This is a genomic window from Streptomyces sp. NPDC053432 (assembly GCF_055585365.1).
The window spans coordinates 433,272-445,675 of the sequence record NZ_JBVJKF010000004.1 but is presented as its reverse complement, the minus strand read 5'-3'; the positions used below and the strand labels follow the sequence as shown (position 1 = coordinate 445,675).

The window sequence follows — 12,404 nt, the reverse complement described above, 5'->3', positions numbered from 1 at the left end:
ATCCACCGGAGTGGACGGGGTATCAACTTCTGGCGTTGATTTTTGGCACGCTGTTGAGTTCTCAAGGAACGGACGCTTCCTTCGTACTCACCCTCTCGGGCTTTCCTCCGGGCTTTCGTTCTGCTGTCTTGCGTTTCCGACTCTATCAGACTCTTTCGGGCCTGACTCCCAGTCAGCGGGTTTGTCTTCCGGGCCGTTTGGGCCCTTCCGACTCCCAGAACTCTAGTGGATTTCCCGGCCGATTCATAATCGGCCCTCGAGAATTCATTCGGGCATGCCGAATGCGTTCCCGGTGGGAGATCGTGCAGAGTTGGGTGCCGCAACGAGGCGGCGGGATTTGTTGTCGCCAAAACCTTCCGGCGCTGGGACAACTCGAAGTACCTTACGGACCCGCGGGGGCCGTGTCAACCCCGGCTCAGCTGGGCGACTGGAGGTCCTCCACACGGTCCAGCAGCCGGGTGAGCATGTCGCCCAGGACCCCGCGTTCGGCCGTCGAGAGGTCCTGGAGGAGGTCCTCCTCGAAGACCGTGGCCGCGCGCATCGCGTCCAGCCACTTGCTGCGGCCCTCGTCCGTGAGCTCCACGATCACCCGGACGCGGTTGGACTCGTCCCGCTCACGGGTGACCAGGCCCTCCCCCGTCATGCGGTCGATCCGGTGGGTCATCGCCGCCGGCGTGAGGCCCAGCTGCTTGGCCAGCTCGCTCGGACCCATCCGGTACGGGGCGCCTGAGAGGACGAGGGCCTTGAGGACCTCCCACTCCGCGTTGCTGATGCCCAGGGCCGCCGTCTGACGCCCGTACGCGACGTTCATGCGGCGGTTGAGACGGCTGAGGGCCGAGACGACCTTCTCGACCTGGGGGTCGAGGTCCTGGAATTCGCGCTGGTAGACGGCGATCTGCTCGTCGAGGCTCGGCTCGTGGACGGGCGCGGTGCCGTCGGGGGTGTCACCCATGGGTCGAAGTATGGCACGAGCCCGTTGGCGTCTAACTCCTTCGATGTGTAGAGTTAAGGATTGAAGTTTAGGGATGAAGTCTTTCGGTCTTCAGTTACAAGGCAGGTGAGAAGTGACCAAGGTGATGGGCGCTGCGATGCGGCGGATCCAGGCCGGGAACGCGTTGACCGCGTTCGGCATCGGCTTCACGGTTCCGTACCTCTACATCTATGTGGCGCAGGTGCGGGAGCTCGGCTCCATGGCCGCCACGAGTGCGTTCGTGGCGTTCGCTCTGGGTGCTCTGCTCGCGCTGCCCTTCACCGGCCGGGTCATCGACCGGCGTGGTCCCGTCCCGGTGGTCATGGCCGCCGCCGCGGCCGCGTCGGTGGGCGCGATCTCGCTCGGCCTCTCCACGGGCATCGTGCCCATCCTGCTGTCGGCCCTGACGCTCGGTGCCGGGCAGGCCGTGATGCAGCCGGCGCTGGCCACCATGATCGTGTGGTGCTCGACGCCGGCTACCCGGACACGCTCGTTCGCGCTGCAGTTCTTCATGCAGAACCTGGGGCTCGGCATCGGCGGCCTCATCGGCGGTCTGATCGTCGACAGGGACCGGCCCGCCAGCTTCATCCTGCTGTTCGGTATCGAGGCCGTCATGTTCCTGGTGCTGGCCGGGGTCATCGCCACCGTGCGGATGCCGCAGGCTCCGGGCTTCAAGGACGCCCGTCCGAAGGCTCCGGCCCAGGGCGGCGGCTGGAAGCGGATGCTCCGGCACAAGGCCATGATGCAGCTCTGCCTGCTGGGCTTCGTGCTCTTCTTCGCCTGTTACGGACAGTTCGAGTCGGGGCTGGCCGCCTTCGGCACCGAGGCCGCCGGCATCTCCCCCTCGACGCTCGGGTTCGCGCTGGCCGCCAACACGGGTGCGATCGTGGTCGCCCAGTTCGTGGTGCTGCGGCTCGTCGAGAAGCGGCGGCGGTCGCGGGTGATCGCGCTGGTGGGGCTGATCTGGACCGTGGCGTGGGTCATCGCCGGGTTCTCGGGGCTGGGGCACGGCAGCGCGGTGATGGCCGCCGCCGCGTTCGTGACCACGTACGCGCTCTTCGGCATCGGCGAGGCCATGCTGTCGCCGACCGTCGCGCCGCTGGTGGCAGATCTGGCTCCGGAGGGGTCGGTCGGGCAGTACAACTCGGCCTTCGCGCTGGTCAAGCAGATGGCGCTGGCGCTCGGGCCGCTCGGGGTGCCGCTCGGTGCGGGCGTGCCGATGCTCTACATCGGGACCTTCGTGCTGGTCTCGCTCGGGATCGCGGCGCTGGCGCTGCGGCTCGGCAAGCAGCTGAGTCCGGAGCAGGACAACCCGTCGCTGGTGAGCAAGGTCGTCGCGCAGGGCGGGCCTGCCGTCGCGCCCGTCGGCGGTGGTGGTGCCGACGTGGCCGCCGGCTCGGAGGTCGCGCGCGTGTAGGCGTGCCCGCGCAGGCGTGCCCGTGGATGTGCGGAAGGCCCCGGTCCTCTTGGACCGGGGCCTTCCGTCCGTCCGGCTACTTGTCCGGCAGGGCGAACTCGCACCAGACGGCCTTGCCGCCGCCCGGGGTGCGGCGGGAGCCCCAGGCCGAGGCGATCGTGGCGACGATGGAGATGCCGCGGCCCGTCTCGTCGGCCGGTTCGGCGCGGCGGCGGCGCGGCAGGTGGTCGTCTCCGTCGGTGACCTCGATGATCAGGCGGCGGTCGGTGCGGCGCAGGCGCAGGCGCATGGGTGGGGTGCCGTGCTGGAGCGAGTTCGCGACGAGCTCGCTGGCCGCGAGGACGCCGAGGTCGCACAGCTCGACCGGGAAGCGCCAGGAGGCGAGGACCCCCTGGGCGAAGGCGCGGGCGCGCGGGGCCGCCTCGACGCCGCCGAGGAGTTCCAGGACGGCGTTGTGGAAGAGCTCGGCATCGTGACCGGTGCGAGCGGGCTGCTGGAGGACCATCACGGCGACGTCGTCGTCGTGGTCCGCGTCCACGCCGAGGGCGCGCATCAGGCGGTCGCAGATGACGGCCGGGGTGCCCTGGGCGCCGGAGAGGGCGCGCTCCAGGGCGGCCACGCCCTCGTCGATGTCCTCGCCGCGGCGCTCGACGAGGCCGTCGGTGTAGAGGACGGCGGTGGAGCCGGGGCCGAGCGGGATGGTGCCCGAGGTGTGCAGCCAGCCGCCGGTGCCGAGCGGCGGGCCGGTGGGGTCGGCGGCTCTGCGTACGGTGCCGTCCTCGTCGCGGACCAGGATCGGGAGGTGGCCGGCGGAGGCGTACGCGAGGAGGCCCTCGTTGGGGTCGTGGACGGCGTAGACGCAGGTGGCGATCTGGCTGGCGTCGATCTCGGCGGCGAGGCCGTCGAGGAGCTGGAGGACCTCGTGGGGCGGGAGATCGAGGCGGGCGTACGCGCGGACGGCCGTGCGGAGCTGGCCCATGACGGCGGCCGCGCGGACGCCCCGGCCCATGACGTCGCCGATGACGAGCGCGGTGCGGCCTGCGCCGAGGGTGATGACGTCGTACCAGTCGCCGCCGACGGCCGCCTCGGTGCCGCCGGGCTGGTAGGTGGCGGCGACGCGCAGGTCGTCCGGCTGTTCCAGCTCCTGCGGGAGGAGGGAGCGCTGGAGGGTGACGGCGGCCTCGCGCTGGCGGCGCTCGCTGGCGCGCAGCCGCTCGACGGCCTCGGCGTGGTCGGTGACGTCGGCGAGGTGGATCAGGACACCGGTGTGGGCGGCTTCCGTCTCGTCGCCGTTCCCGGCCTTGGGGAAGTCGACGGGGGTGCAGGTGACGGTGTACGTGCTGGTGCCGCCGGGTGCGGTGCGGTTCTTGGCGGTACGGGGCTTGCCGCTGCGCTGGACCTGGTCGAGGAGCGGGAGGAGGCCGAGCTCGCCGAGCTCGGGGAGGGCCTCGTGGGCGGGGGCGCCGGGGAGGCGGGTGCCGAAGCCGGCGGTGTAGGCGTCGTTGACGTACGCGACGTGGTGCTCGGGACCGTGGACGAGGGCGACCAGCGACGGGAGACGGCCGATGACCTCGCGGACGGACAGCTCGTCGAGCGAGGGCACCGCGGCGGGGGCGCCGGTACGCCGGCCCGGGGTGGAGCCGGTGCCGGTGCCGGAGACCGTGGGGTCGGCGGGGCCGCCGTCCGCCGCGGGCGGCACGGACCGGTCGGTTCCGGGGTCGGCTCGGCCGCCGCGGGCGGCCGGGACCGAACCCTCACCCCTCTTGGCCTGGGCGGCGGCCTGGGCGGCGGCGTGTTCGGTCCGGGCGGCGGCGCGGCGCTGCGTTCCGGGAAACCGGGCGCTCCAGCGCGTGAAGTTCACTGCGTTCAGGCCTCGTGGTGTCGCAAGTGGTCGCTGTGTCGCTCGTCGGGGGGTCGGTCGCTGGCTGGACGTTGTCACTCTGTGCAGGTGTGAGCCCACCTATGGTCACACGTCCAGTGTGGCCGACCGCACTGACAGCGTCAGCTCTGGCTGTCCTTCGGGGGGTGGGGGCCGGGCTTGGGGGGTGGGTCCTTGGGGCCGCCGCCCGCGGCCAGTTCGAATTCTGCCCTGGGGTGTTCGAGGGAACCCAGGGAGACGATCTCGCGCTTGAAGAGGCCGGAGAGGGTCCATTCGGCGAGGACGCGCATTTTCCGGTTGAAGGTGGGGACGCGGCTGAGGTGGTACGTGCGGTGCATGAGCCAGGCCGGGTAGCCCTTGAGCTTGCGGCCGTAGACGTGTGCGACGCCCATGTGGAGGCCTAGGGAGGCGACGGAGCCGGCGTACTTGTGGGCGTACTCGGTGAGGACCTCGTCGCGGAGGCTGGCGATCAGGTTGTCGGCGAGGACCTTGGCCTGGCGGAGTGCGTGCTGGGCGTTGGGGGCGCATTCGCGGCCGGGTTCGGGCGCGGTGATGTCGGGGACGGCGGCGGCGTCGCCGGCCGCCCAGGCGTGCTCGACCCCCTTGACGGTGAGGAAGGAGGTGCAGGCGAGCCGGCCGCGTTCGTTCCTGGGCAGGTCGGTGGCGGCGAGGATCGGGTGCGGTTTGACGCCGGCGGTCCATACGACGGTGCGGGTGGGGAAGCGGGCGCCGTCGCTGAGGACGGCGACGCGGTTCTCGCAGGATTCGAGCCGGGTCTCGAGGCGCAGGTCGATGTTGCGGCGGCGCAGTTCGCGGATGGTGTAGACGCCCATGTCGGGGCCGACCTCGGGCAGGATGCGGTCGCTGGCCTCGACCAGCACCCACTTCATGTCCTCGGGCTTGATGTTGTGGTAGTACCGCGCCGCGTAGCGGGCCATGTCCTCCAGTTCGGCGAGGGCTTCGACTCCCGCGTAGCCGCCGCCGACGAAGACGAAGGTCAGGGCGGCGTCGCGGAGGGCGGGGTCGCGGGTGGAGGAGGCGATGTCCATCTGCTCGATGACGTGGTTGCGCAGCCCGATGGCCTCTTCGACGGTCTTGAAGCCGATGGCGTAGTCGGCGAGTCCCGGGACGGGCAGGGTGCGGGAGATCGAGCCGGGGGCGAGGACGAGTTCGTCGTACTCCAGCTCGACCGGGCCGGTCCCCTCGTCCTCGGTGGCGAGGGTGGCGACGGTCGCGGTGCGCTTGGCGTGGTCGATGTGGCGGGCCTCGCCGATGACGATGCGGCATTTGGGGAGGACGCGGCGCAGCGGGACCACGACGTGGCGCGGGGAGATCGAGCCTGCGGCCGCCTCGGGGAGGAAGGGCTGGTACGTCATGTAGGGCTCGGGGGTGACCACCGTGACCTCGGCTTCGCCGGATCTCAGCTTTCTCTGGAGCCGGAGTGCCGTGTACATGCCTACGTAGCCGCCGCCGACGATCAGGATGCGCGTGCGGGGCGGGGTACCGGGGGCCGTGCCCCGCGAGTTAGCAGCCTTCACCATCCCATGACGCAACGTGGCCGGGAGTTTGTCCACAGGCCCGACAAATTGTGTGACCGGCGGCGGTGCCGGGGCGGGGCCCAACCGGACCTCGGGCAGGGGTGGAAGTTCGCAGGTCAGAGGGGGCGGAATGAGGGATTCCGGGAGTGTGTGAGGAAAAACCGGGGGTGAATGCTCCGATCGGGCGGTGCTCCGTCCGGGGCTGCCTCTTCTGAATTGACTCTGGCTCAACTATGTTCGTATCTCGTCGAGTGAGTAGGACGGGCCTGAGACCGTGGCCCACCTCGACGCGAAGGCGGGGAGCGTCTCCGGGGGGAGACAAATGATTATCGGGGGATACATATGAACATTTCCGATTTCCATGGTTCTGCGACCGCACTTTCGGTCGAGAACAGCAGCAGCCGCGCGCTCGCGAACGGGGCCACGACGCACGGGGTGGGGCGCTCCACTCCGCTGCGCGTGGACGCCCAGCGCAACCTGGAGCACGTGCTGCGGGCGGCCCGCGAGGTCTTCGGCGAGCTGGGGTACGGGGCTCCGATGGAGGACGTGGCCCGGCGTGCGCGTGTCGGTGTCGGCACCGTGTACCGGCGATTCCCGAGCAAGGACGTGCTGGTCCGGCGGATAGCCGAGGAGGAGACCGCCCGGCTGACGGAGCAGGCCCGGACGGCGCTGGGCCAGGAGGAGGAGCCGTGGCAGGCCCTCTCCCGCTTCCTGCGCACCTCCGTGGCCTCGGGCGCCGGGCGGCTGCTGCCGCCGCAGGTGCTGCGGGTCGGCTCGGCGAGCGAGGACGGGGCCGAGGAGGCCGAGGGGCTGCGGGTGCCGCACCAGCGGCAGGCCGCCGAGACGGCCGTAGCGGCTCCTGAGGCGCGGGTCGTGGCCGCACGCATCGCGTCCGAGGACGAGCCCTCGGACGACGCGGGCGCGGGTGCGCTGCTGGAGGTCGTCGGGCAGCTCGTCGAGCGCGCCCGGGAGGCCGGTGAACTGCGCGGTGACGTCACGGTGGCCGATGTCCTGCTGGTGATAGCGACGGCGGCGCCCGCGCTGCCCGACCCGGCGCAGCAGGCGGCGGCTTCGACGCGGCTGCTCGACATCCTGCTCGAAGGGCTGCGCTCCCGGACCGCGTGAGGGCCTGACCCCGTGCCTCACCGACCGTGGTGGACGTCGTGGACCGGTGTCCGCGGGGCTTCGTCACCGGGCCGCTGAATTGGGCCCGGACGGGTGGATGGTGTGCAGACGGGTCCGGCGCGCGCCCCCCATGTGACACGCTTCACCGGTGTACCGGTTGAGTGTGTCGTTCGGGGGCGTCCGAAATGAACGGTGACGGGCGGGGAGAGTCGCTCGGTGCCGCCGGGGGCGACGTCACGGCGGACGGTCCTACGGGCGGTCCGTCGGGCCTTCCGGCGGCGGGCGGGCTGCCCGCGCGGCAGGTGCCGGCCCAGCGCGAGCCGGGCCGGTCGCAGGGCGGACTCCCGCCGTCCGACGGCGACTTGATCGCCCGGATGCGTGGCGGCGACGACGGTGCCTACGCGGAACTGTTCCGTCGTCACGCCGAAGCCGTGCGGCGGTACGCGCGGACCTGCTGCCGGGACGGGCACACGGCCGAGGACCTGACCGCCGAGGTGTTCGCGCGGACCCTGCAAGCGGTGCGCGGTGGAGCTGGGCCGGACCAGTCGGTGCGGGCCTATCTGCTGACCACCGTGCGCAGGGTCGCCGCGGCATGGGCGAAGACCGCCAAACGGGAGCAGCTCGTGGAGGACTTCGCGGTCTTCGCCGAGCAGGCCGCGGCCGGTTCGGGTACCGAGGGCGGCGCCGGGCTGTCGGGGCTGTCCGGTGACGACACGCTCGAACTGGGCGCGGACGTCCGGGCGATGCACGAGGCGGAGCAGTCCCTGGCCATGCAGGCCTTCCGGAGCCTGCCGGAGCGGTGGCAGGCCGTGCTGTGGCACACCACCGTCGAGGAGGCTTCGCCGAGCGCGATCGCCCCGCTGTTCGGGCTGAGCGCGAACGCGACCGCCGTGCTGGCCAGTCGGGCGCGGGAGGGGCTCAAGCAGGCGTACCTGCAGGCCCACGTGAGCTCGGCGCTCAGCGAGGGCGGTGACTGCGCGCAGCACGCGGACCGGCTGGGCGCCTATGCGCGCGGCGGGTTGCGGATGCGGGCGGAGCGGGGGCTGCGCAAGCACCTGGAGGAGTGCGCGAAGTGCCGGCTGGCCGCCGGTGAGCTCAAGGACGTCAACGCGGGCATTCCCGCGCTGCTTCCGGTCGCGGTCATCGGATGGTTCGCCGCCGGGTACGCGGCCAAGGCAGCCGGGGTGGTGGCCGGTGGGGCCGTCGCCGCGGGCGGGGCCGGGGCCGCGGCGGCCGCGGTCGGCGGGTCGACCGCCGGGGCCGGAGCCGCCACGGGGGTTGGGGCCGCGGGTGCGGCCGGGGCTGCCGGGGGTGCGGGGTCGGGGGCCGGTGGGGCGCTTGCTTCCGAGGGGCTCGGGCTGCCCGCCAAGGCCGCCATCGCCGCCGGGGTGGCGGTCGCGGCCGCCGCCGGGGTGGTGTTCGCACTGACCGGGGACGACGCCGAGCCCCAGGCCCGGGCGAAGCCCGCGCCGAGCGTCGCGGCTCCGGCCGTGCCGCAACCGCCCGCCTCGCCGACGCCGTCGCCTCCGGCGGAGCCGGGCCCGCCCGTGGAAGAGCCGCCCGCGCCCGGGCCCGTACCTCCTCGGCCGAGCACGACGCCGACGCCGACGCAGACGGGTGCCGCCGATCCGGCGCCGGCTCCCTCCGCTCCCGCCTCGCCCTCACCCTCGCCCTCGCCCTCGCCGAGCCGGGAGCGGCCTTCGCCGACGCCGTCTCCCAGCAAGCCCCCGGCGCCGCCGCCGGGGGCATTCGCGCTCGCCCGGCTCGCCTACGCCCCGTACGGGGATCACACGGGCCCTGAGCTGCAGGTCCGGCACAGCAGCTGGGTGTGGCAGCGCTCGGGGCTCTGGGTGGGTGGCCGGCGGTTCGAGCACGGGATCACCGTGAACTCGCACTCCTCGGTGCAGATCACACTCAACCGCCAGTGCACGGGCTTCACCGCCCGGGTCGGGGTGGACGGCCTGTCCGCGCTCACCGACGGGGAGGTGCGGTTCTCCGTGTACGGCGACGGGCAGCGGTTGTGGCAGTCCGGCACCCTCGGGTCCGGGGACGCGCCCGCCGCCCTGAGCGTGTCGCTCGCCGGCCGGTCCTCGCTGCGGCTGGTCGTGGAGCGGGCGGGTCCGGGCCGCCTGCCGACGCTCGCGAGCTGGGCCGACGCCGTGATCAGCTGCCGCTGAGCGCCGTGACGAGGACGTTCGGGGAGAGCTGCGCGCCGACGGCCTCCTCCTGTGCGTAGCGGTCCGCACCCAGCGCGGCGAGGAGGCGGGCCGGCAGCCCGGCCACGGCGGCCTCCTCGGGTACCGAGCGCGGATGGCTCGTGCGCCAGGCGGTGGCCGCGGCGAGGACGCGGACGGCCTCGGCCGGCCGGCCGGCGTCGGCGAGCATCACGGCCGCGGCCTCCGCCATCCCGGCCAGGAACCGCTCGGCGCAGTAGGCGTCCACGGCCGCGCCGAAGGCGGGTGCGATCACCGACAGACCGGCTTCCGGGCCGCGGTCGTGGGCGGTGAGGACGGCCTCGACGGTGTTCAGCCCGGCCGTGAACTGCGCGGGGACCTGGATCCGGGCCGCCTCGGCACGGGACCTGCGGCATTCGCTCCACGCCCGGGCGGTGTCGCCCCGCTGGAGGGCGAGCAGGGCGGAGAGGAGCCGGGCGAAGCTGCTGACGTCGTACACGCCGCCGTGGCGGTCGGCCTCGGCGTCGGCTTGCGCGAGGAGCTTCTCGGCGGCTTCGAAGTCCCCGACGCAGTACGCGGTCTCCGCGATCCGAGCGATGGCGAACGGGGCCTCGACGTGTGCGCCGACCTCACGGGCGAGGCGCAGGCACTCCTCGTACTCGGTGCGCGCGGTGTCGTACCGGCCGCGGGAGATGGCGGCCTCGCCCGCGGCGCTGGCGATCTGGGCCCGCATCCACCGGTCGCCGACGCGGCGGGCTATCTCGTGCAGTTCGGCGAGGTCGGCGTCGACGCCGGGCAGGCCGCCGGTGACGTCGATGGACACGTGGGTGCGCAGCATGAGGGTGACGCCGAGCTCCCAGTCACCGCCGTGCCGACGGCAGTTGGCGACCGACTCGTCGAGGACGGAGTGGAACTCCAGGACGTCCCCGGTGACGAAGACCGTCGTCGGCCAGAGCATTCCGGGGAAGGTGACGGCCTCGGGCGAGTCGCCGTTGCGGAAGGCCTCCCGGATGCGCCCGGCGAGGGCCTGGTACTCGGGGGTGCGGAACCGCTCGGCGCCGCTGCTCTCCGCGACCAGGAACATGCCGAGGACCTGGAGACGCATGAAGGACCAGTACGCGGACGAGCCCTCGGGCGGGTCCGCGGGGGTGATGGCGAGCGCCCGCGCGGTCCACTCGGCGCCTTCGGTGCGGTAGTTGCGCAGCCACCAGAACCAGCCCAGGGCCAGGACGAGACGCTGCGCGGCGTCGGAGTCGGGGTCTTCGACGGCGGTGGTGTGGAGTGCGGCGCGGAAATTGTCGAGCTCGGTCTCGATGCGCCGGATCCAGGGCAGCTGGGCGCCGGAGCGGATCAGGGGTTCGGCCTCCTCGGCGAGGGCGAGGAAGTGGGCCGCGTGACGGCGGGCCGCGGTGCGGGTGTCGTCGGGGTGGGCGGCGGCGCGCTCGGTGGCGTACTCGTGGATGGTTTCGAGCATGCGGTAGCGCATCCCCGGCCCCGCGGCCTCCGGTTCCGCCACGACGAGGGACTTGTCGACGAGGGAGCCGAGGACGTCCGCGGCCTCGTGGGGGAGGTCCGCGCAGACGGCTTCCACCGCGCCGAGGTCCCAGCCTCCGGCGAAGACGGAGAGCCTGCGCAGCACCGCCCGCTCGGGCTCGTCCAGCAGTTCCCAGGACCAGTCGACGACGGCCAGCAGGGTCTGCTGGCGCGGCAGCACGGTACGGGCGCCGCTGGTCAGCAGCCGGAAGCGGTCGTCGAGACGGTCGGCGATCTGGCGCGGGGTGAGCAGCCGCAGACGCGCCGCGGCGAGCTCGATGGCGAGGGGCAGACCATCGAGCCGGGCGCAGATCTCGGCGACGGCGGCCGGGTCCTCGTCGGCGCGGAACCCGGGTCGGGACGATGCGCCGCGCTCGGCGAAGAGCCGGTGGGCGTGGTCGGGCGGCAGGGGTTCGACGGGCCGGAGGGTCTCACCGGGTACGCCGAGGGGTTCGCGGCTGGTGGCCAGGATCCGTATGCCGGGGCAGTGGGTGAGGAGGAGCTCGGCCAGCTCGGCGGCGGCGCCGATGACGTGCTCGCAGTTGTCGAGAACGAGGAGGAGGCTGCGGTGGGCGCAGTGCTCGACGAGCTGGGTGGCCGGGTCCGCGGCGGCGGCCGCGCTGTCCCGGGCGACCAGGGAGTTCTCGCGCAGGCCGAGGGCGCTGAGGACGGCTCCCGGGACGGCGGCGGGGTGGTCGAGCCGGGCGAGTTCGACGATCCAGCCGGCCTCGGGGTGGGCGGCGGCCGCGTGCTCGGCGAGGCGCGTCTTGCCGGAACCGCCGGGCCCGGTGAGGGTGACGAGCCGCAGGCGGGACAGGTCCTCGCGCAGGGCCGCCAGTTCGGGCTCGCGGCCGACGAAGGAGGTGAGGCGGGGCCGCAGGTTCCCGCGGGGCCGTGGCCGCGCGGGCTCGGAGCGGTCCGGCTGCAGGAGTTCGGCGTGCAGGGCCGTGAGTTGGGGGCCCGGGTCGGCGCCGAGGGCCTCGGCCAGGGTGCGGCGGGTGTCCTCGTACGCCGCGAGCGCGTCGGCGGGGCGGCCGGCGGCGCGGAGCGCGCGGAGGTACTGCGCGCGGAGCGTCTCGTCGTACGGGTGCTCCTCGATCAGCGCCTCGATGTCCGGCAGGAGCCCGGCGGGGGCGGTGTCCCCGCTGCGCAGGTCGGCCTCGATGCGCGAGCGCAGCACGCCGACGCGGCGGGCCTCGGCGGTGGCCGCATGGGCGGTGCGGGCGGGCTCGGGGAGGTCGGCGAGGGCGGATCCGCGCCACAGTCCGAGGGCGGTGCGCAGGGTGCGGGCGGCGGCGGCCGGGTCGGCGGTCAGCTCCTGGCCGCCCTGGGCTGCCAGCCGGGTGAAGCGGTGCAGGTCGACTTCGTCGGGGGCGACCGCCAGGCGGTAGCCGCCGGCGGGGTCGGCGGCGATGGTGTCCCGGCCCCCGAGGGCGCGGCGGAGGCGGGCGACGAGGGCCTGGAGGGCGGCGGGGGCGTCCTCGGGCGGGGCGTCGCCCCAGACGTCGTCGACGAGTTCGGCGACGGAGGCGCGGCGGCCGGCGCGGAGGGCGAGGGCGACGAGCAGGGCGCGGAGGCGGGCGCCGCCTATGGGGAGGGGGGCGCCGGTCTCGTCACGCGCCTCCGTGACGCCAAGGATTCGATACCGCACCCGGCAATTCTGCCCGTCCCCTGCGGGGGGCGGCACCGGCTTTCGGAGCCGGGCCCGGCGGCCCTTGCCCGGCGGGCCGGGCCGGGGTGCCGATGCTGGCGGGCCGTGCCGGGTGCC

General features: G+C 73.5%; 7 protein-coding genes. 3 read left to right on the top strand and 4 right to left on the bottom strand.

Annotation, left to right across the window (positions count from 1 at the left end; all coding sequences use genetic code 11):
• Positions 1-415: 415 nt before the first annotated feature.
• Complete coding sequence (locus ACZ6Y1_RS10395; RefSeq protein ID WP_469625708.1) at positions 416-952, bottom strand: MarR family winged helix-turn-helix transcriptional regulator; 537 nt, start codon at positions 950-952, stop codon at positions 416-418.
• A gap of 124 nt (positions 953-1,076) precedes the next feature.
• Between ACZ6Y1_RS10395 and ACZ6Y1_RS10390 the strand changes: the two genes are divergently transcribed.
• The gene (locus tag ACZ6Y1_RS10390) at positions 1,077-2,387 is read left to right on the top strand and encodes an MFS transporter (protein WP_469625753.1); all 1,311 of its coding nucleotides are present in this window, start codon (positions 1,077-1,079) and stop codon (positions 2,385-2,387) included.
• Between the two features lie 76 nt (positions 2,388-2,463).
• Here the strand turns inward: ACZ6Y1_RS10390 and ACZ6Y1_RS10385 are convergent, their stop codons facing one another.
• Both ACZ6Y1_RS10385 and ACZ6Y1_RS10380 read right to left on the bottom strand, forming a co-directional pair.
• A complete protein-coding gene (locus ACZ6Y1_RS10385; RefSeq protein WP_469625706.1) occupies positions 2,464-4,248 on the bottom strand; it encodes an ATP-binding SpoIIE family protein phosphatase in 1,785 nt (594 codons plus the stop codon).
• Positions 4,249-4,388: 140 nt separating this feature from the next.
• Positions 4,389-5,807, bottom strand: coding sequence for an NAD(P)/FAD-dependent oxidoreductase (locus ACZ6Y1_RS10380; protein ID WP_469625705.1), 1,419 nt, complete (start codon positions 5,805-5,807; stop codon positions 4,389-4,391).
• 339 nt (positions 5,808-6,146) lie between these two features.
• Between ACZ6Y1_RS10380 and ACZ6Y1_RS10375 the strand changes: the two genes are divergently transcribed.
• Both ACZ6Y1_RS10375 and ACZ6Y1_RS10370 read left to right on the top strand, forming a co-directional pair.
• Positions 6,147-6,929 (top strand): TetR/AcrR family transcriptional regulator, encoded by a 783-nt coding sequence (locus ACZ6Y1_RS10375; protein WP_469625703.1) that lies wholly within the window; start codon positions 6,147-6,149, stop codon positions 6,927-6,929.
• A 185-nt stretch (positions 6,930-7,114) separates the two neighbouring features.
• On the top strand, positions 7,115-9,106 hold the full coding sequence (locus tag ACZ6Y1_RS10370; RefSeq protein ID WP_469625702.1) for a sigma-70 family RNA polymerase sigma factor: 1,992 nt from the start codon (positions 7,115-7,117) through the stop codon (positions 9,104-9,106).
• Here ACZ6Y1_RS10370 and ACZ6Y1_RS10365 read toward each other — a convergent pair.
• Complete coding sequence (locus ACZ6Y1_RS10365; protein WP_469625701.1) at positions 9,093-12,287, bottom strand: ATP-binding protein; 3,195 nt, start codon at positions 12,285-12,287, stop codon at positions 9,093-9,095. The genes ACZ6Y1_RS10370 and ACZ6Y1_RS10365 overlap by 14 nt on opposite strands.
• Positions 12,288-12,404 lie beyond the last annotated feature (117 nt).

Coding starts and splice junctions, on each gene's coding strand:
- ACZ6Y1_RS10395 (WP_469625708.1), bottom strand. CDS start 952: ATGGGTGACACCCCCGACGGCACCGCGCCCGTCCACGAGCCGAGCCTC.
- ACZ6Y1_RS10390 (WP_469625753.1), top strand. CDS start 1,077: ATGGGCGCTGCGATGCGGCGGATCCAGGCCGGGAACGCGTTGACCGCG.
- ACZ6Y1_RS10380 (WP_469625705.1), bottom strand. CDS start 5,807: ATGGTGAAGGCTGCTAACTCGCGGGGCACGGCCCCCGGTACCCCGCCC.
- ACZ6Y1_RS10375 (WP_469625703.1), top strand. CDS start 6,147: ATGAACATTTCCGATTTCCATGGTTCTGCGACCGCACTTTCGGTCGAG.
- ACZ6Y1_RS10370 (WP_469625702.1), top strand. CDS start 7,115: ATGAACGGTGACGGGCGGGGAGAGTCGCTCGGTGCCGCCGGGGGCGAC.